Consider the following 17,774-nt stretch of genomic DNA (forward strand, 5'->3'; position numbering starts at 1 on the left):
TTAAGTGCGGTCCTCGCCGGTCAGCTCCCGGGCGCGGGTCTCGCTGGTCTTGACCAGATTGAGCAGGCTGGGCGTATACAGCGGGTATTCCCGGGTCAGGCTCTCGGTGGTCATGGCGAGGCAGGACGGGTCGGCTACGCCCTCGCCGCCGGGCAGCTCTTCTCCGGCCAGCAGAGCCTCCACGTTGGCCTGTGCGGAGTGCATCACGGCGTCAGAATAGCCGGGCCAGCGCCGGGCGTCCACGCTGAACATACTGGGGGCGTTGTGGGGCTCGGCGGAGTAGAGCAGCCGGAACATCTTGGCTACGGCGGTCATCAGGTAGGCGCTGACCTCGGTGGTCAGCGCTTTGCTGTGGCACTCGCCGATCTTGGCGTAGAGCACGTTCAGGCTGTTGGAGATGAGCTTCTTGTTCATGGTGGGAAGGACGCTGCCATGGTAGATGTTGTCCTTCATCTTGTCGGGGTTGGGGATGTCCTCTGCCGAGAGCATCATGCCGTTGCGCTCTGCCGAGCGGCCCAGCAGGTAGTCGCAGGAGACATTATAATAATCGGCGACCCGTACCACAAAGTCCAGGCCGCACTCCCGGATGCCTTTTTCATAGTGGGAAAGCAGGGCCTGCGAAACGCCCAGATCCTCTGCCGCCTGTTTCTGGGTGATGCCGCGCTCCTTGCGCAGCAGTTTGATGATACGATTGAACTCCATGATGTTTGGCTCCTCAGATAAAAGATGGGACTTCCTTGATTTTTGGTTTACAGCACGTTGATTATACACAATGGAAAACGACTTGTAAAGCGAAAAAGTGACGGATTTTCCGCGATAATTTCGGCGTTTTTGTCAAAGGGGTTGCTCTTTCCACCATATCTATGTTAAACTAAAGCCTGACGGCATACATTTTGTGTCTGAGGATGCCGGGAATTTTAGCAGAAAAGCAAGATTTGTGCGAACCAGCACAGTACAAGATAGCTCACAAGAGGTGTTTTTGCATGAAAACCTTTAAGCTCCATCTCATCCGCCATGGCCTGACGGCCGGTAATTTACAGGGCCTTTACATCGGCAGCGGCACGGACATCCCCCTGTGCGACGAGGGCCGCGCCCAGCTGGCCGAGCTGAAGGAGCGGTTCGAGTATCCGCAGGTGGATACCGTCTTCTCCTCCCCCCTGATGCGCGCCGTGGAGACGGCCAACATCCTGTTCCCGAATGCCACCCACCAGTTCTCGGTGCACGACCTGCGGGAGGCGGGCTTTGGCGTCTTTGAGAACCATCCCGTCAAGGAGCTGGTGAAGAACGAGGACTTCAAGAAGTGGATCACCCCCGGCTCGGGTTTCGTGCCGGAGGGCGCAGAGCCTACCGAGCAGTTCCACGCACGCTGCTCGGAAACGCTGCTCAAGCTGTTCGAGTATATGATCCGGATGGACGTCACCGAGGCTGCCTGCGTGACCCACGGCGGCGTCATCATGAGTATGCTGAGCCAGCGCGCCCTTCCCTCCCGCCACCCGGAACAGTGGATGGCTGACCCCGGCTGCGGCTACACCGTCCAGACCGATGTTCAGCTCTGGATGCGCGACCGTCTGGTGGAGGCCATCGACATCGTGCCCTTCGGCTACGCCGACACCCTGCGCGGTCAGGCCGAAGCAGAGGAGAACGAGGCCTTCGAATAAAACTGCACCCGCTGCCGCCCGGCGATTTTGACGCCGGGCGGCATTTTTGCGGCTTTTTGGTACAAGATCGGCAAAGAAAATGCAAAATCTGCGGCAGAACCCGTCCAGACTCTTGACAGGGCGCAGAGAAACCGATACTCTATAAAGTGAATGATTTTTCTCGCTGCAAGGAGGAGTCCCCCATGTCTCAGTCCCTTTCCCGCCGGTCGTTCCTGAAATGCGCCGGTTCGGGCGCGGTCAGTCTGGCCGCTGCCCTGCTCACAGGTGTCTCGGCGGCTGGGGCACAGCCCCGGGCCGTGGGTCAGCCTGCCCTGCTGGACGGCAAGGCGGCGGTGGAGCTGCTGGGCTATGCGCCTGCGCCCGGGCTGAACGGGGTGCTGGTCTACCTCTCGGTGGAGAACCTTTCGGCCCGCACCCTGCCGGTGGGGGCAAGCTACCTCCACAGCCGGGACGTCTCCACTCTGAACGAGCTGTACAGTCTGGACAGCGGCGTCACGGCCCGCTGCGGGGGGCAGAGCATCCCCTGCGGGAGCTTCGCGGCCCCGCTCTATGCAGAGAACGCTGCCGACGCCTCGGCCTTTACCCTGAACCTCGCCGCCGGGCGCGGCGCGATGCTTCACTGCTTCTGTGCCGTCCCGGGCGAGTGGGAGACACTGGAGCTGAGCTATCGCCCCGCCTTTGCCGCCGGCCAGCCGGTGGAGTTCGTGGTGCGGCGGGATGCCGATGCCGTCCGGCTCGGCCCGGTGCCCGCTGCGCCGGGAGAAGTGGGGAGCGTAGTGGACCTGTGAGGCGGACGCTCCGCTTCTGCGGACAACAAAAAATGAGACAGGCTTCCCCGCAAAGGGGCTGCCTGTCTCATTTTTGTTTTAAGAAGCCTTAGTCCTCGTCTTCCTCGTCCTCTTCGTCGTCTTCCTCAGAGCGGGGCTTGTAGAAGATGCCGCTCAGGAAGGTGCTGACAAAGTAGAGCAGGACCATCGGGATGGCTACCATGCACTGGGAAACGATGTCCGGCGGGGTGACGACGGCTGCAACAAAGAAGATGAGCACGATGGCAATGCCGCGGCCCTTCTTCATGAGCTGGGGGTTCGCAATGCCCATCTTGGCCAGAATGATGGTGACCAGAGGCATCTCGAACACGCAGCCGAAGATGATGAACATGGTCAGACAGAGGCTGACGTAGCTCTCGATACTGGTGGTGGTCTGGATGTAATCGGCGCCCTCGATGCCGGTGCTCAGGAACTGGAGCATGAAGGGCATCATGAGCTTGTAGGCGAACATCACGCCCACCACGAAGAGGGCCAGACCCAGCAGGATGACCAGCTTGAGGAAGAAGGTCTCGCTCTTCTTCAGGCCGGGCTTTGCAAAGGCGTACACCTGATACAGCGCCACCGGCACCGTAACGACCACAGCCGCCAGCAGGGAGACGCGGAAATACTGCATCAGCTTTTCCTGCGGGGCGATGGACACGAAGGTGTAGAAGCCCTGTCCCATCGCGGTCAGCAGGTCGATGAGGCGGTCGGCGTAGGACAGTGTGACCACGACCGCCACCACGAACACCACGGCGCAGACGATGAGGCGGTTGCGCAGCTCTTTCAGGTGGCCCGTCAGCGTCATGTTGCCGTCGTCAGCCATGACTTCGGCCTTTTTTTTGCGCTTTACGTTCGTAGCCACAGATTACTCCTCGTCGTCCTTCTTCTCAGTCTTGGTCTCGGCCTTTGCAGTGGTGGCCTCGGCCTCGTCGTCAGACTCCTCCATGCCCTTCTTGAAGTTGTTCATGGTCTTGCCGAACATCTTGCCCAGCTTCGGCAGGTTCTTGGGTCCAAAGATCAGCAGGACGACGACCAGAATGATAAGCAGCTCGTTAGTACCAATACGCATAATAATGATCTCCTTTTTACTTTGCCGCGCCGCGAGGCGGGCTGATTACGATGTATAAGGCAACCGCGGGCGCGGGTGCATCGGTGTGGATGTTCAGGCCTTTGCCTCTTCGGCGGGTGCGGCCTCGGCAGCGGGTGCGGCTTCTTCGGCCACAGGAGCTGCCGCAGCGGGGGCGTCGGCCTTTTCCTCGGCCTTCACAGGCTGCTCAGCCGTCTCAGCGGCGGGAGCCTCAGCAGGAGCCTCCTCGGGCAGCTCTTCGACCTCCAGCTCGGTGACTTCCTCCGGCTGCTCGGCCTTGGCGGCTTCTTCCTTGCTGGTCTTGCCGATGCCGGTGAAGCTCTTGGTGACGTCCTTCACGCTGTTGTCGATGTCCTTCTTGATGTCGGTCAGGGGGGCGACCGCCTCCTTGAGGGGGGCCTGGATCTCGTTCAGAGGCTCCACGACGTTCTTCTGGATCTCCTCGGAGGCAGCGCCGGTGTACTTCTTCAGCTCACGCAGCATCTTGCCCAGCTTCTTTGCGTAGACGGGCAGCTGGTCGGGGCCGATGAAGACGAACGCGATGACCACGATGACCACGAGTTCCCAAAAACCAATTTTCATATCTTCTGATTCCTTTCCTTTGCCGCCCGGGCGGGGCAGCAGCATGGAGTGTGCCGTCAGCGGCTTTTTGGCGCGTTGTGCGCCTTGGATGCCATACATATACCGAAGATGCGTGAACGGAATATGAATTTAATATGAACTATTCGTGAATAAAAGGCTGGTTTACACAAAAATCAATCGATACAGTAGAAATTACGCAGAATAATACTAACTGGAATCGGACGCACTCAGCGGACCGTGTTCGTCAGGGTGCCGATGCCCTCGATCTCGCACCGCACTTCGTCGCCCGGGACGAGGAAGCGGGGCGGGTCCATCCCCATTCCGACGCCTGCCGGGGTGCCGGTGGCGATGATGGTGCCTGCGCAGAGGGTCATGCCCTGCGACAGCTCGGCGATGACGTGGTCGATGTTAAAGATCTGAAGGCCGGTGTTGGAGTCCTGCCGCTTTTCGCCGTTGACGAAGCACCGGATGGGGAGTTTGGGCGGATAAGCCTCGAACTCATCCGCCGTGACGATGCAGGGGCCGATGGGGGTAAAGCCGTCGAGGCTCTTGCCGAAATACCACTGCTTGTGCGCGGTCTGGACGTCCCGGGCCGAGACATCGTTCAGGATGGTGTAGCCGAAGACGTAGTCTCTGGTCTGCCCTGCGGGAACGTCCTTGGCATCCCGGCCCAGCACGACGGCCAGCTCGCACTCATAGTCCAGCTTTTTCACGAGGTCGGTGTGAGCCTCGATGAAGCCGCCGTCCGGCACGGCCCGGGTGACCCGCTTGGAAAAGTAGATGGCATCCTGATGTTGGGTGGCGAAGGCGTCGGCGGAGTATTTCTCAGCCTCGTCCGAATGGGCCATGTAGTTGATGCCCAGACAGATAACATCCTGCGCCGGAGCGGGGATGGGGCTTTCCAGCGTGACGGCCTCGATGGGCAGGGCCGGGATGCCCGCGATGGCCAGCGAAAGCCCGGCCCGCACCTGCGGGGTCAGAAAGGGGATGGCGTCGGACAGAGTTTCGTAGGACAGGCCCAGCCAGCTCAGGGGCCAGACCTGACGGCCATCTGCCGACAGGATGGCCGGGTCTTCTACGCCGTCGGGCAGACGGCAGGTAATGAAACGCATCGAAAAGCCTCCTTCTCAGTGCCGATAAGCGATGGCCTTCTGGATGCGGTCGGCCTCGGCGGGGCCTGCCAGCTGGCGCACCAGCTCCAGAGCGAAAGGAATGGCACCGCCAAGGCCGTAGCTGGTGGTGATGTTTCCGTCTACGACGACTTCTTCGTCGTGGACGATGGCACCGGCCAGCTTATCCTGAAAACCGGCGTGTGCGGTGGCGTTTTTGCCCTCCAGCAGGCCGAGGCTGGCAAGGACGCTGGGGGCGGCGCAGATGGCGGCGACCTTTTTCCCGGCCTTGGCAAAGGAAACGCAGGTGTCGGTGACAGTCTTGTTCTCGGCGAGGTTGGGGGTGCCCGGGATGCCGCCGGGCAGGACGACCATGTCCACATCGCTGTAGTCCACGTCCTCAGCCAGTGCGTCCGCGTTCAGGTGGATGCCGTGGCTGCTGACCAGCGCACGGCGGCCCATCGCAGAGGCGATGATGACCTCGACTTTGGCGCGGCGGAGCAGGTCGGCCACCAGAAGGGCCTCGCACTCCTCGGTGCCGTCGGCAAAAAACAGAACAGCTTTGCTCATAAGAACATCTCCTTATAAATCGACGAAAAAAGCGCACCGCGGGCGGGGCGTCCCCGGCCCGCAGTGCGCAGCGGTCAGTGAAAGATCATTCCTCAGCGTCAGTAGAGACGCCGTTTTTCTCCAGAATGCGGCGCAGGACGCTGTCGTCCCGGCTCAGCACCCGGCTCACCCGGCTGATGATCGCGCTGGAAGCGCCGATATTGCCCATGATGCTGGTGTAGCTCTGCTTGCGCATGAGCTTTTCGGCGATGTTGTAGCGCTGCTCCATCGCGCTCAGCTCTGCATAGCTGCATACGTCCTGCAGGAAGCGGTAGCATTCCTCCGGCGTTTCAAGCTCCAGAAAAGCGGCATACAGGCCGGATTTTCCGGTCGGATGGTCCTTAGCCATATACAGTTCCTCCCCGGTCATTCATTGATGGTCGGCCCGCAGACGGGCACTTCAATACACTACTTTAGTGTAGTACAAATGCAGGAAAAATGCAATGGTCTTTTTCTTACAACATCCGCTCAAAGATCAGCTCGTTGCGGTCGATGCCGCCTTCGCTCTCGGCAGGGCCGAGGGAGCGGTAGCCCCGGGCCTTGAAGAACTGCTGCACGGGCAGGGCCTTGGCGTTAACGCCGCACCAGACCCGGCCCCGGCCCTCGCCCCGGGCCAGACGCTCGCAGGACGCCACGATGTCCCGGCCGATGGCCTTGCCCCGGTATGCGGGCTTGAGGTAGAGATGGAGCAGGTGGAGCGAGGTGTTTTCCATCTTCCACGCAAAATAGCCGATGAGCTGGCTGCCGAGGAAGACGAGGAAGTAGTTCACATCGTTGTCGATGTCCTCCTCGATGGCGTCGGCGCTCTGGATGCTCTCGACGAGGGCGTCCAGCTGCTTTGCTGGGAAGTAGCGCTTGTAGACCTCGTGCCAGAGCTCACTGGCGAGGTCGGCGGTCATGTGGATGTATTTGGCCTTGGCGACCAGCTTGTAATCGGGTTTCATAGTCCTCCTGAAAAGACAGCGCACCGCTGCGCATGATAAAGTTCGGTGGGGGAAAGCGGCTTATAGAGATAGTGTATCACATCCGGCCCCCGGGTGTAAAGCAAAAAGGCTGCCGTACCCTACAAAGAGTACGGCAGCCTTGATGGCTTTTTCGACGTCCTTGGACGTGATGCGTTTTACAGCGCAGCCTTGAAGTCGTGATGAGTGGAGTTGTAACGGACAACTGCTTCCATCAGGGTGACAGGCCACAGCAGGACCTTGCCAACCATCTCAGCCGGCTTGACGCATACCGTCTCCATGCTGTCGATGCCGAACAGGATCAAACAAGCGATACCGCAGCCCAGAATGTAGTAATACATAGTCAAACCTCCTATATTTTTCTCACAGGCCCGCCGGACGCGGGACCTGAAGCTCGTTGTTGAGGGGCGTTCTCCGCTCCTTGTAAGCTTACTATACACCGGTTTTGAAATAAAGTCAATAGCAGAAAACGTGAAACAAATTAAAGCGTTCTCTGAAATGCTATATCTATCATTAAAGTAAAGCATCAAAGTAAGCTTTGATTTATAAAAATAAAGTCATTGCCCTGAATTGGCCTTGCAGCAACTACAGAACTCCCCGGAACTGGCCCGAAACGAGCCGAAAACGGGGGCGTTGTTCTTGCTGTGGAGACAGCGCGAAAAACGCCCCCGGCGGGCCGTTTTCATAATGTATACAAGTGTGCGCCGACGGCGGAACCCGGGACAGGGGAAATTCCAGCAAAACGGTCAAAATGTATAAAGAAATCGGAAAAGATTATGGAAAACTATTCTTGCTGCCCAAATGAAAATGCGCTATAATAGGGGCAGTAAAATCTACGCTGAAAGGAGATCGCAGTTATGGCAAAGGCATCGCAGGTCGTATTATCGGAAAATGAGTTTTACCTCATCAAGGCCCCCAATGGAAAGGTGCTGGAAGTAAAGAACTTCAACACGGAGAACGGCGCTGCGATCCGTCTGTGGGATTACGCAGGTCATCCATGGCAGCAGTGGAAATTCGTGGATGCCGGCGAAGGCCGCTGGCGCATCCAGAACCGTTTTACCGGGAAGATGATCGACCTTGCCCTCGGCGGCGTGGTGGAGGGCACATGGCTCCATCAGTGGGGACGCACCAGCGGCATGAGCCAGTGCTGGGCGCTGGAACCCACCCGCAATGGCCGCACCCGCATCCGCAATGTGTTGGCCGACAAGTACATCGACCTCGTGGGCATGAACACCTCCAACGGTGCGCAGGCCCAGATCTGGAACTTCGTCTCGGGCGGCAATCAGGAGTGGAACCTTGAGCGCGTGGACGCCACCGTCCAGCAGACCCGGGCCAAGGCAGAGGAAGTGCACGACCCCGAGCCGACGCCCTCCCAGCGCAAGCACCAGAACGACCTCGTCCGCAAGCTGAACAACGCGGGCAAGGGCCGGGCAGGCCGCAAGGCATGAACGCATGAAAACAGCGCCCCGCAGGGGTCATCTGCGGGGCGCTTTGCTGTAACAGTTTGATTCAGAAAAGAGGGAAAACAATGAAGCTTGGAGCCTTTATGGACCCGGAATACCCGATCTTCAGCACGACGCTGTGCTATCTGGAGCGGGACGACGCCTACCTGATGCTCCACCGGGTGAAGAAGGAGGACGACTACAACCACGACAAGTGGATCGGCGTGGGCGGCAAATTCGAGCGGTTCGAAAGCCCGGAGGACTGTCTTCTCCGCGAGGTGAAGGAGGAGACGGGCCTGACCCTGACCCACTGGCGCAGCCGGGGCCTGCTGACCTTCATCTGGGGCAATATGACCGAGTTCATCCACCTCTACACCGCCGACGAGTGGACGGGCGAGATGATGCAGGACGATGCCTGCCGGGAGGGCGTGCTGGAGTGGGTGCCAAAGGAGAAGGTGACGCAGTTGCCCATCTGGGAGGGCGACAAGATCTTCTTCCGGCTGCTGAACGAGGAACGCCCGTGGTTCTCCCTCAAGCTGGTGTACGAAGGGGATACGCTCCGGCAGGCGGTGCTGGATGGCAAGCGAGTGGTATAAACAGAAAAAAGCCTGCGGCGGCAGGCTTTTTTGCTTATTCAGTTCAGCTTCAGGTCGCCGTCCTTGATCCAGCCGAGCTTGCGCTCGATCTCGCAGAAGAGGACGCTGAGCACGGCGGGCAGGACGAAGCAGATGAGGACGAGGGCGGCCCAGTCCATCGGGGTGATGGCGGCTTTGGTGCCGGCGGCAATGTCGTTGACCCAGCCGGTGTAGACGCCGATCTGGCCCACGAGGCCGCAGGTGCCCATGCCGGAGGAGACGGCTGCGCCGTTCATCTCCATGTGGAAGACGCAGGTGGCCAGAGGGCCGGTGATGGCGCTGGCCAGAGTGGGTGCGATCCAGATGCGGGGGTTCTTCACGATGTTGCCCATCTGGAGCATACTGGTGCCGAGGCCCTGACTGATGAGGCCGCCGACACCGTTTTCCTTATAGCTCATGACGGCGAAGCCGATCATCTGGGCGCAGCAGCCCGCCACAGCGGCACCGCCGGCAAGGCCGGTCAGGCCCAGCGCTGCGCAGATGGCGGCAGAGGAGATGGGCAGAGTCAGTGCGACGCCCACGATGACCGAGACGAGGATGCCCATCAGGAAGGGAGCCTGCTCGGTGGCCCACATGATGAGGGTGCCCACCTGACTTGCGGCGGCACCGATGGGGGCGGCGATGAGCATCGAGAGGCCGACGCCGGAGAAGATGGTCACCAGCGGGGTCACGAGGATGTCGATTCGGGTCTCCTTGCTGACGGCTTTGCCCAGCTCAGCGGCCACGATGGCGATGATGAGGACGGCCAGAGGGCCGCCTGCGCCGCCCAGAGCGTTGGAGGAGTAGCCCACCGTCACCAGACTGAACAGCACCAGCGGCGGGCAGTGGAGCGCCCAGCCGATGGCCACGGCCATAGCCGGGCCGCTCATGGCCGTGGCGTAGCCGCCTAAGTCCACCAGCGTCTCAAGCCCGGTCTGCTGGCCCAGCGTCTTGATGATGGTGCCGATGAGCAGGCTGGCGAACAGGCCCTGTGCCATCGCGCCCAGCGCCTCGATGAGGTAGCGCTGGGGGGTGATGACGATGTCCTTGCGTTTTAAGAAATCTTTTACATTTGACATAAAGATCTGCCTTTCCGTCATTACAGTTTCAAAAGGGCAGCAAAAGCTGCATGACCATCATGATACCATACACCTGTCAAGACAGCAAGAGGAAAACGCAAAAATCCTGCCCGAAACTTGTCTTTTTTCGCGTCGGTGCAATAATGAGAGGGTCTGGGCCGTATTTCATACAGAGCATTTTTGGCAGTAGACGCCCCCCGCGAGACGCTCCACAGGACGCACCGAAGGAGATTGACGGGAGCTTGCAGTTGGGTGTATACTATAGGTGTGCAAATAGCACTTCCGGCGGCGAGAGGCCGCGTTAGAATAGAGCTTGGAGGCAGAGCAGGCGGAATGAGACGGAACGATACAGGAACCCCAAAAAAGAAGACGCGCCGCGCGGCGGGCCAGATGGTGGCCTCGGCGGTGATGGCGCTTGCCATCGCAGTGGGCGGCTTTGGCACCACGGCCCTGTTGGCGTCTCAGCCCGCAGGCTTGACGGTGGAGCCGTCGGCCCTGCTGTGGGAGGGCGAGAGCAACGCGGCCCACAGCACAAAGAAAGACGACAAGAAGGAAGCTCCCAAGCCGTCAAAGACGGACTCTGCATCCTCGGAGGCAGAGAGCACCGCTGCGTCTGCCGCGCAGCCCGCTGCCCCCAGCCAGAATGAGACGGAAGCGCCTGCCGTGTCGGAGGCTCCGGCTGCCCCCGCAGAGGAAACGGCCGCATCGCCTGCGGCCCCGGAGGCCGCGCCTGCTGACCCCATGATGGGCAGCATCGAGGAGCTGGAGCAGGAGAACAACTTCCCCAGCCTACAGCAGGAGACGGAGGCACTGGCCGCAGAGGACCCCCTGAGCGCACCGGTGGAGCAGGCCGCAGAGGCCCAGCCCGAGGCAGGTGCAGAGACGAACTCTGAGGAGGCTGCCCTGCCGGTGAAGACCGAGGAGGGCACCATCCTGCTGACCCCGGAAGAGATCCGCGCCGCACTGGATGCAGGCACGCTGGACGAGAGCAGCATCGACCCCGCCTGTCTCACTGACGAGAACGGCCTGCTGAGCTGGCTGTGGAACCTGCTTTTCGGCAGGAGCGACAAAGACGACAGCGACAGCGGCAGCAGCACCCCGGCCCCGGTCTATTCCGGCTGGCGCACGGTGGGCGGCAAGACCTATTATTATGACCAGTACACCAACCAGCCCGTGAAGGGCATCCAGTCCATCGACAACAAGCTCTACTACTTCGACGCCAACGGCGTGCAGCAGAATGCCACCTTCGGCATCGATGTCTCGAAATATCAGTCCAGCATCGACTGGGAACAGGTAAAGACGGCGGGCGTCAAGTTCGTCATCATCCGCATCGGCTACCGCGGCTACGGCAGCGGTGCGCTGGTGCTGGACCCCATGTTCGAGCAGCACTTCACCAACGCCCGCAATGCGGGCCTGAAGGTGGGCGTCTACTTCTTCAGTCAGGCCGTCAACGAAGAGGAGGCCCGGGAGGAAGCCATGGGCTGCGCCTACGTCCTGAACGGCCGCAAGCTGGACTACCCCATCTACTTCGATACTGAGGCCTCCGGCGGCAAGAATGGCCGCGCCGACGGTCTGGGCGTCGAGGACCGCACCAAGTGCGCCATCGCTTTCTGCGAGGAGGTCAAGGCGCAGGGCTACAAGCCCGGCGTCTACGCTTCTACTCTGTGGTTCCGCCAGCGGGTGGACCTGAGCCGCCTGACGGGCTACAGCATCTGGAATGCACACTACGGTGTAGCCAGCAGCCCCATCTCCTGCGATATGTGGCAGGGCAGCTGCACCGCCCGCATCCCCGGCTATGGCGGACAGATCGACGTGAACATCAGCTATGTGGGCTGAGGAGGCGCGCATGGACGTCATCCGCCTCATTGCCTCCGACCTTGACGCTACCCTGCTGGACGGCCAAAGCCAGCTCCCGCCGGACTTCGCGGAGACTGTCCGCGCTCTGGCAGAGCGGGGCATCCGGTTCGCTGCCGCCAGCGGACGGCCCATCTATACCTTAGAGGAGATGTTCGCACCCCTGCAGGACGACATCATCTTTGTGGGTGACAACGGCGGTGCCATCTGCTGGAAGGGCGAGAGCCTGTATCTCTCCGAGATGGACGCCGCCGACTGGCACACGCTGGCCGGGCAGGCCCGGAGCGCGGGCCACGCCGCCGTCCTCTGCGGGCTGGAAACGGCCTATGTGGAGGAGCAGTTCCGGCCATACGACAGGGTCTTCAAGAGATTCTACACCAAGGTGGAATATATCCCTCATCTGGAGGACGTGACCGCCCGGGTGGATAAATTCACCATCTACTTCCCCGAGGGGGATGCCCAGAAGGGCTACGACGCGCTTTATGGCCCGGTCTGGGGCGGGCGCTTCTCGGTGGCGGTGGCCGGTGCAGACTGGGTGGACATCATGAACCCCGGCGTCCACAAGGGCGCGGCCCTGCTTCGGCTGGGGGAGCGTCTGGGCGTCCCGCCCGAGGGCATGATGGCGTTCGGAGACACCTTCAACGACGCGGAGATGCTGAAGGCGGCAAAGTACGGCTTCCTTGTGGAGAACGGCTCGCCCGCCCTCCGGGAGGAAGTGCCCTTCCTCGCGCCGCCCAACACCAGCTCCGGCGTGATGCAGATCCTGCGCCGCGTTCTGGCCCAGAACGGCCGGGTCTGTGAATCGGATTTCAGAAGAGCAAAATAAAGAACGGCATCGGAGAAAAAGCCCAGATGCCGTTCTTTTTTATTGGTATAAAAGTGCGCCCAGCACCGCCGAGAGCAGGATCATCCCGATGGGCGAAGGGGCTTTGCCTTTCGCTTTCTGCCAGACCAGCCGGACGATGGCCAGAAGTGCAAGGATGCCGATGCCCTGCCATGAGGGCGCGGGGGCGTCGGCGGCGGTGGAGATGTCCAGCAGGGTGCTCAGGCCCATCGTGAGGGCAGTGGAGAGGATAAGGGCCACGACGCAGGGCCGGACGCCGGAGAGAAAGGCTTCGACCCCGGCGTACTTGAGTAAGTCGTGGATGAGGGCCGCGATGAGCAGGATGATGAAGAAGGAGGGGAGGACGACGCCCAGCGTGGCGCAGAGCGCCCCCAGCACCCCGCCCTGCGAAGAGCCGATGAAGGTGGCCATGTTGACGGCCAGCGGGCCGGGGGTGGATTCCGACACTGCGATGAAGCTCAGAAACTCGGCCTCGGAGAGCCAGCCATGGAGCAGGACTTTTTCCCGGATGAGGGAGATCATGCCGTAGCCGCCGCCGAAGGAGACGGCGCCGATCTCGAAAAAGGTGAGGAACAGCTTCAGGAGCATATCACTTCCCCTCCTTTCTGCGGCCCAAGAGCCACGCGGCCACGCCTGCCGCACCGCTGAGGAGGATGAGCAGGATGGACGAGACGCTGATGCCCGCCAGCGAAAGGCTCGTCATCGCCAGAAAGACGGACAGGAGGACGCCGGAAGAAAAGAGGGAGCGGTCGAGCGCCTGCAGCATCCGCACACCAGCCGAGAAGATGAGATAGATGACGCAGACCTGAATGCCTTTGAAGGCGTTGGCAATGACGGTGAGCTGGGTGAACTGCTCAAAAAACAGCGAGATGGCGTAGATGATGAGAAAGGACGGCAGGCAGACGGCCACGGTGGCGGCCGCCGCGCCGGGGACTCCGGCCAGCTTGTAGCCGAGGTAGGTGGCGCTGTTGATGGCCACCGGGCCGGGGGTGGATTCCGCAATGGCTGTCATGTCGAGGAACTCGTCCTTATCCAGCCACCTGCGGCGCTGGATAAATTCCTCTTCCAGCAGGGCGATCATAGCGTAGCCGCCGCCGAAGGTGAACAGGCCGATCTTGAAAAAGGTGAAAAACAGCGTGCCGAGGCTTTGGGCCTTCGGTGCCGGAGCATTGTGTGTCATAGGCAGGGCCTCCTTTTTCCTTATTTTACGCGTGGGCAGAGCCGGTGTCAATAGAGCAGAAAAAGCGGGATTTTGTGCCCGGCGGCTTTACAATCCGGCCAAAAGGCGGTATGCTTTACCCATGAGACTACGATCATTCAGGAGGAAACGATGGACATCCGCCAGCTGCATTATTTTCTGGTCCTCTGCGAGGAGATGAATTACACCCGCGCGGCCCAGCGCCTGTTTTTATCCCGGCAGGCTCTGCGTCAGAGCATCTCGGCCCTCGAAGCCGAGCTGTGCGGGCCGCTCTTTCTCAGCGCCCACCACAAGCTCAGCCTCACCGACCGGGGCGTGAGCTTACAGCGCCATGCCGCGCCGGTGGTGGAGCAGTTTCAGCAGATGCAGGCAGCGCTCCACGCGGAGATCCAGTCGGCCCAGCCGGTGCGCATCGGCATCAGCGTCTCGTTGGTGCCGGACTATCTGCCCGGCCTCGAGACCCAGCTGGACAAGTTCCGCCAGCAGTACCCCCACATCGAGATGCGCTTCCGCCTGCTGGACAACGACGCGGTGGCCGAGGGGGTGGAGCAGGGCGAGCTGGACGCGGGCCTCGTGATGGATCTGGGCTGCGCCGCACCGGTGCTGGCCCGCACCACCCTCCGGGCCGACCCGGCCTGCCTGCTGGTGCCGCGGGGCCACCCCTTCTGGGAGAGGGAGAGCGTGCCGCTGGCCGAGCTGCGGAGCCAGCGGGTCCTTCTGCCCAGCCTGCGGCAGGACCTCTTTGCCCCGCTGTGGGAGGCCTGCGCCCGGGCGGGTTTCGCGCCCAACGCCGAGATCGGCCCCAGCTTCTATCAGGCCTACTACCTCGTGCAGGAGCAGCTCTGCACCTGCCTGACCCGGTATGAGCCGGGGGCACGGCGGGAGCTGGACCGGGTGCGGGATGTCCTGCTGGAAGATCTGCCGCCCCTCTGCGTCTCCCTTTTGCAGCGGCGCGACCACACCTCGGCCTACCTCGACCTGCTGCGCGGCTACCTCATGGAGGTGCTGGGCGGCGCAGTCAGCCTGCCGCCCCGGCGCGGACGTCCGGCCAAGCCCTTCTACGACCTGCCCGTCCTGTCCAGTGCGGCGTCCAAGCCCGCTGTGGTGCATCCGGTCCCCGGCACAGAATTGCCGTTCGAGGGCGGCCACAACTTCCGCGAGCTGGGCGGCTACGAGGCCGACGAGGGCAAGCACGTCAGGTGGGGGCAGATCTACCGGGGCATCCCGACGTGGAAGCTCACCGGTGAGGCCGACCGGAAACTGCTGGACTCGCTGGGGCTGCGGCTCATCCTTGACCTGCGCAGCGAGGCGGAGGCCGCCGAAAGCCCTGATTATGTGCCCGACGGTGCACGGCTCGTGCGCATCTGCGGCCTCTGCCTTGAGAACGGCAAGGAGGTGGACTTCTCGCCCGAAGACCGGGAGACCCTGCTGAAGGGGATGCCCGACGAGGGACGCCGGATGGCGGATGCCATGTACGAGCGGATGCTGTTCGGCAACAAGGCCTATAAAGAGCTGTTCCGTGCGCTGGAAGTGGGCGAGACGCCGGTGCTCTTCCACTGTTCGGCGGGAAAAGACCGCACCGGCGTGGCCGCGATGCTCATTCTGCTGGCGCTGGGTGCGTCGGATGAGACCATCACCGAAGATTTCGTGAAGACGAACATCTGGCGCAGGCCGGAGCTGGAAAAAGTCTGGGCCGAGCACGCCGATGAGATCGCCGCCGACCCCTCCCGGAAGGACTTCTACCTCGGCGTTTTTGGCGTCCACCCGGAGTCGGCTCCCTTCGTGCTGGACATCATCCGGCAGCGTTTCGGCAGCGCCGAGGCCTATCTGGAGGCCGAATATGGCCTGACTCCGGCCCGTCTGATGCGTCTGCGCCGGATGTATCTGGAATAAATCAAAAATAATTTCGCCTTTCCGCCTTACTTCTCCTTGACATTGTGCAAAATGTTTCGTAATATAAGAAGTAGTATGGAATCTAAGACGCTGTAGGCGGAGCATTCCGCGACCAGATATTTCAATGGGGCATCATTGGCCCGTTTTTATAAGCACATCTTGTAAATCGAAAAGCTGCACCAGACTCACCGCACAGGAAGATCTTTCTCTGCGTCTGTTCTTGTCTGCCTCTTTTTCGTTGAAAATTTGATTTTTGCTGGCCCGCGTTCGGCCGCACAGCGTCTCCTGCCTGTTAAAGCAAAATTTGACTGTTAAGGAGAGTGAAGAACAATGACCGTAATCGGAGTGATCGCGGCATTGATCGTTGCTGTCGCTGCCGCAGCTGCGGGCTATTTTATTGGTTACAACAACCGTAAGAAGACCGCTGAGGCCCAGATTGGCAGCGCCGAGGCCGAGGCTACCCGGCTGGTGAACGAAGCGATCAAGGCTGCTGACCAGAAGCGCAAGGAAGCAATTTTGGAAGCAAAGGATGAGGCCTTCCGTCTGAAGGCCGAGGTGGATGCCCAGAAGGCAGAGGCCGACAAGGAGATCAAGCAGCGCCGCGCAGAGATCAGCCGTCAGGAGAACCGCATCGACCAGAAGGAAACGGCCCTCGACCGCAAGACCGAGGCACTGGAAAAGCGCGAGGACGAGCTGAAAAAGAAGCACGAGGAGGCTGACGCCCATCTGGCGGAGGTCGATGCCCTGCGCGCCAAGGAGATGGAGCGTCTGGAGACGCTGGCCGGCCTGAGTCAGGAGGACGCCCGCGAGGTGCTGCTGCACAAGGTGGACGAGGAGCTGACCCACGAGAAGGCCATCCGCGTCGCTGCCTACGAGACCGACCTGAAGGAGAACTGCGACGGCATCGCCCGCAACCTCATCGGTCAGGCCATCAGCCGCTGCGCTGCTGACCACTGCAGCGAAACGACCGTCAGCGTCGTCCCGCTGCCCAGCGACGAGATGAAGGGCCGCATCATCGGCCGCGAGGGCCGCAACATCCGCGCCCTTGAGACCGCCACCGGCGTTGACCTCATCATCGACGATACCCCGGAGGCCATTACCCTGTCCTCCTTCGACCAGACCCGCCGTGAGGTGGCCCGCATGACGCTGGAACGCCTCATCGGCGATGGCCGCATCCATCCTGCCCGCATCGAGGAGACGGTGGAAAAGTGCCGCCACGACCTCGAGCTGCAGATGAAGCGGGAGGGCGAGCGCGCTGTCATGGAGCTGGGCATCCATGGCCTGCACCCCGACCTCATCAAGCTCATTGGCCGCCTGAAGTACCGCACCAGCTTTGGTCAGAATGCGCTGACTCACAGCATGGAGGTGGCATGGCTGGCCGGTCTGCTGGCAGGCGAGATGGGCGTGAATGTCACGCTGGCCCGCCGTGCCGGTCTGCTGCATGACATTGGCAAGGCGCTCGACCACGAGATCGAGGGCAGCCACGTCCAGATCGGCGTGGACATCTGCCGCAAGTACAAGGAAAACACCCAGGTCATCCATGCCATCGAGGCCCACCATGGCGATGTGGAGCCGAAGACGCCGCTGGCCTTCATCATTCAGGCCTGTGACGCCATCAGCGCCGCCCGCCCGGGTGCCCGCCGCGAGAACGTCGAGAGCTATGTGAAGCGTCTGGAGAATCTGGAGGAGATCTCCTCCAGCTTCGAGGGCGTCGAGCAGGCGTTTGCCGTGCAGGCCGGCCGCGAGGTCCGCATCATGGTCAAGCCCGACGTCATCAGCGACGATCAGGTCATCCTGCTGGCCCGCTCTATCGCAAAGAAGATCGAAGATACGCTGGATTATCCCGGCCAGATCAAGGTCAATGTCATCCGCGAGAGCCGTGCTGTCGAGTACGCAAAGTAAAAGAACGAAAAACTACAAGAGCCGCTGTGCGTGTGCACGGCGGCTCTTTTTGTATATCGGCAGGGTTTGTTGTTTGTTACGGCACTACTCATAATAGAACCCGGGTTGCGGCACCCAGCGTCTGCTTCGCTG

Annotated in this window: 20 protein-coding genes; 8 read left to right on the forward strand and 12 right to left on the reverse strand. The window is 61.2% G+C overall.

Features of this window, described 5'->3' with window-relative positions:
- On the reverse strand, positions 1-702 hold the full coding sequence (locus ACT8X9_RS01155) for a helix-turn-helix domain-containing protein (RefSeq protein ID WP_227620696.1): 702 nt from the start codon (positions 700-702) through the stop codon (positions 1-3).
- Between the two features lie 281 nt (positions 703-983).
- On the opposite strand from ACT8X9_RS01155, the gene ACT8X9_RS01160 reads away from it, so the two are divergent.
- Both ACT8X9_RS01160 and ACT8X9_RS01165 read left to right on the forward strand, forming a co-directional pair.
- Positions 984-1,658, forward strand: coding sequence for a histidine phosphatase family protein (locus tag ACT8X9_RS01160; protein ID WP_444267845.1), 675 nt, complete (start codon positions 984-986; stop codon positions 1,656-1,658).
- Positions 1,659-1,840: 182 nt separating this feature from the next.
- Entirely contained in the window at positions 1,841-2,446 is a 606-nt protein-coding gene (locus tag ACT8X9_RS01165) for a Tat pathway signal sequence (RefSeq protein WP_227620698.1), read from the forward strand.
- An 88-nt stretch (positions 2,447-2,534) separates the two neighbouring features.
- Here ACT8X9_RS01165 and tatC read toward each other — a convergent pair whose 3' ends face one another.
- From tatC to ACT8X9_RS01205, 8 genes are all read right to left on the reverse strand, one after another.
- The gene (gene tatC / locus ACT8X9_RS01170; RefSeq protein ID WP_444267846.1) at positions 2,535-3,329 is read right to left on the reverse strand and encodes a twin-arginine translocase subunit TatC; all 795 of its coding nucleotides are present in this window, start codon (positions 3,327-3,329) and stop codon (positions 2,535-2,537) included.
- Between the two features lie 3 nt (positions 3,330-3,332).
- Positions 3,333-3,536: a twin-arginine translocase TatA/TatE family subunit gene (gene tatA / locus ACT8X9_RS01175; protein WP_444267847.1), complete on the reverse strand. Its 204-nt coding sequence runs from the start codon at positions 3,534-3,536 to the stop codon at positions 3,333-3,335.
- Positions 3,537-3,629: 93 nt separating this feature from the next.
- Entirely contained in the window at positions 3,630-4,136 is a 507-nt protein-coding gene (locus ACT8X9_RS01180) for a twin-arginine translocase TatA/TatE family subunit (RefSeq protein WP_412588908.1), read from the reverse strand.
- 227 nt (positions 4,137-4,363) lie between these two features.
- The gene (locus tag ACT8X9_RS01185; protein ID WP_444267848.1) at positions 4,364-5,248 is read right to left on the reverse strand and encodes a fumarylacetoacetate hydrolase family protein; all 885 of its coding nucleotides are present in this window, start codon (positions 5,246-5,248) and stop codon (positions 4,364-4,366) included.
- A gap of 15 nt (positions 5,249-5,263) precedes the next feature.
- Complete coding sequence (locus ACT8X9_RS01190) at positions 5,264-5,815, reverse strand: DJ-1 family glyoxalase III (RefSeq protein ID WP_227620703.1); 552 nt, start codon at positions 5,813-5,815, stop codon at positions 5,264-5,266.
- Between the two features lie 85 nt (positions 5,816-5,900).
- Positions 5,901-6,203: a YerC/YecD family TrpR-related protein gene (locus ACT8X9_RS01195; RefSeq protein ID WP_227620704.1), complete on the reverse strand. Its 303-nt coding sequence runs from the start codon at positions 6,201-6,203 to the stop codon at positions 5,901-5,903.
- Between the two features lie 106 nt (positions 6,204-6,309).
- Positions 6,310-6,798, reverse strand: coding sequence for a GNAT family N-acetyltransferase (locus tag ACT8X9_RS01200; RefSeq protein ID WP_444267849.1), 489 nt, complete (start codon positions 6,796-6,798; stop codon positions 6,310-6,312).
- Positions 6,799-6,974: 176 nt separating this feature from the next.
- The gene (locus ACT8X9_RS01205; RefSeq protein WP_227620706.1) at positions 6,975-7,157 is read right to left on the reverse strand and encodes a hypothetical protein; all 183 of its coding nucleotides are present in this window, start codon (positions 7,155-7,157) and stop codon (positions 6,975-6,977) included.
- Between the two features lie 516 nt (positions 7,158-7,673).
- Here ACT8X9_RS01205 and ACT8X9_RS01210 point away from each other — a divergent pair.
- Complete coding sequence (locus ACT8X9_RS01210; protein ID WP_444267850.1) at positions 7,674-8,264, forward strand: RICIN domain-containing protein; 591 nt, start codon at positions 7,674-7,676, stop codon at positions 8,262-8,264.
- An 80-nt stretch (positions 8,265-8,344) separates the two neighbouring features.
- Complete coding sequence (locus tag ACT8X9_RS01215; protein ID WP_444267851.1) at positions 8,345-8,854, forward strand: NUDIX hydrolase; 510 nt, start codon at positions 8,345-8,347, stop codon at positions 8,852-8,854.
- Positions 8,855-8,892: 38 nt separating this feature from the next.
- Here the strand turns inward: ACT8X9_RS01215 and ACT8X9_RS01220 are convergent, their stop codons facing one another.
- The gene (locus ACT8X9_RS01220; protein WP_227620709.1) at positions 8,893-9,951 is read right to left on the reverse strand and encodes a PTS transporter subunit IIC; all 1,059 of its coding nucleotides are present in this window, start codon (positions 9,949-9,951) and stop codon (positions 8,893-8,895) included.
- Between the two features lie 333 nt (positions 9,952-10,284).
- On the opposite strand from ACT8X9_RS01220, the gene ACT8X9_RS01225 reads away from it, so the two are divergent.
- Complete coding sequence (locus ACT8X9_RS01225) at positions 10,285-11,787, forward strand: GH25 family lysozyme (protein WP_444267852.1); 1,503 nt, start codon at positions 10,285-10,287, stop codon at positions 11,785-11,787.
- A 10-nt stretch (positions 11,788-11,797) separates the two neighbouring features.
- Entirely contained in the window at positions 11,798-12,631 is an 834-nt protein-coding gene (locus ACT8X9_RS01230; RefSeq protein ID WP_444267853.1) for an HAD family hydrolase, read from the forward strand.
- Between the two features lie 39 nt (positions 12,632-12,670).
- On the opposite strand, the gene ACT8X9_RS01235 is transcribed toward ACT8X9_RS01230, so the two are convergent.
- Positions 12,671-13,237, reverse strand: a complete 567-nt coding sequence (locus ACT8X9_RS01235) for a chromate transporter (RefSeq protein WP_444267854.1) — start codon at positions 13,235-13,237, stop codon at positions 12,671-12,673.
- Position 13,238: 1 nt separating this feature from the next.
- Entirely contained in the window at positions 13,239-13,829 is a 591-nt protein-coding gene (locus ACT8X9_RS01240) for a chromate transporter (protein WP_249234014.1), read from the reverse strand.
- Between the two features lie 150 nt (positions 13,830-13,979).
- Here ACT8X9_RS01240 and ACT8X9_RS01245 point away from each other — a divergent pair, with 150 nt between their 5' ends.
- Complete coding sequence (locus tag ACT8X9_RS01245; RefSeq protein ID WP_444267855.1) at positions 13,980-15,740, forward strand: tyrosine-protein phosphatase; 1,761 nt, start codon at positions 13,980-13,982, stop codon at positions 15,738-15,740.
- 330 nt (positions 15,741-16,070) lie between these two features.
- A complete protein-coding gene (rny, locus tag ACT8X9_RS01250; RefSeq protein ID WP_249234016.1) occupies positions 16,071-17,642 on the forward strand; it encodes a ribonuclease Y in 1,572 nt (523 codons plus the stop codon).
- The last annotated feature ends 132 nt before the right edge of the window (positions 17,643-17,774 follow it).

The sequence above is a fragment of the Faecalibacterium sp. genome, from assembly GCF_052358865.1.
Lineage (GTDB): Bacteria > Bacillota > Clostridia > Oscillospirales > Ruminococcaceae > Faecalibacterium > Faecalibacterium butyricigenerans.

Bases quoted from the DNA above. Each gene is read 5' to 3' on its own strand.
- ACT8X9_RS01215 (WP_444267851.1), top strand. From the start codon at position 8,345: ATGAAGCTTGGAGCCTTTATGGACCCGGAATACCCGATCTTCAGCACG.
- ACT8X9_RS01180 (WP_412588908.1), bottom strand. From the start codon at position 4,136: ATGAAAATTGGTTTTTGGGAACTCGTGGTCATCGTGGTCATCGCGTTC.
- tatA (WP_444267847.1), bottom strand. From the start codon at position 3,536: ATGCGTATTGGTACTAACGAGCTGCTTATCATTCTGGTCGTCGTCCTG.
- ACT8X9_RS01155 (WP_227620696.1), bottom strand. From the start codon at position 702: ATGGAGTTCAATCGTATCATCAAACTGCTGCGCAAGGAGCGCGGCATC.
- ACT8X9_RS01195 (WP_227620704.1), bottom strand. From the start codon at position 6,203: ATGGCTAAGGACCATCCGACCGGAAAATCCGGCCTGTATGCCGCTTTT.
- ACT8X9_RS01190 (WP_227620703.1), bottom strand. From the start codon at position 5,815: ATGAGCAAAGCTGTTCTGTTTTTTGCCGACGGCACCGAGGAGTGCGAG.
- ACT8X9_RS01220 (WP_227620709.1), bottom strand. From the start codon at position 9,951: ATGTCAAATGTAAAAGATTTCTTAAAACGCAAGGACATCGTCATCACC.
- ACT8X9_RS01165 (WP_227620698.1), top strand. From the start codon at position 1,841: ATGTCTCAGTCCCTTTCCCGCCGGTCGTTCCTGAAATGCGCCGGTTCG.
- ACT8X9_RS01210 (WP_444267850.1), top strand. From the start codon at position 7,674: ATGGCAAAGGCATCGCAGGTCGTATTATCGGAAAATGAGTTTTACCTC.
- ACT8X9_RS01225 (WP_444267852.1), top strand. From the start codon at position 10,285: ATGAGACGGAACGATACAGGAACCCCAAAAAAGAAGACGCGCCGCGCG.
- ACT8X9_RS01160 (WP_444267845.1), top strand. From the start codon at position 984: ATGAAAACCTTTAAGCTCCATCTCATCCGCCATGGCCTGACGGCCGGT.
- ACT8X9_RS01185 (WP_444267848.1), bottom strand. From the start codon at position 5,248: ATGCGTTTCATTACCTGCCGTCTGCCCGACGGCGTAGAAGACCCGGCC.
- ACT8X9_RS01230 (WP_444267853.1), top strand. From the start codon at position 11,798: ATGGACGTCATCCGCCTCATTGCCTCCGACCTTGACGCTACCCTGCTG.
- ACT8X9_RS01240 (WP_249234014.1), bottom strand. From the start codon at position 13,829: ATGACACACAATGCTCCGGCACCGAAGGCCCAAAGCCTCGGCACGCTG.
- ACT8X9_RS01245 (WP_444267855.1), top strand. From the start codon at position 13,980: ATGGACATCCGCCAGCTGCATTATTTTCTGGTCCTCTGCGAGGAGATG.
- ACT8X9_RS01200 (WP_444267849.1), bottom strand. From the start codon at position 6,798: ATGAAACCCGATTACAAGCTGGTCGCCAAGGCCAAATACATCCACATG.
- ACT8X9_RS01205 (WP_227620706.1), bottom strand. From the start codon at position 7,157: ATGTATTACTACATTCTGGGCTGCGGTATCGCTTGTTTGATCCTGTTC.
- ACT8X9_RS01235 (WP_444267854.1), bottom strand. From the start codon at position 13,237: ATGCTCCTGAAGCTGTTCCTCACCTTTTTCGAGATCGGCGCCGTCTCC.
- rny (WP_249234016.1), top strand. From the start codon at position 16,071: ATGACCGTAATCGGAGTGATCGCGGCATTGATCGTTGCTGTCGCTGCC.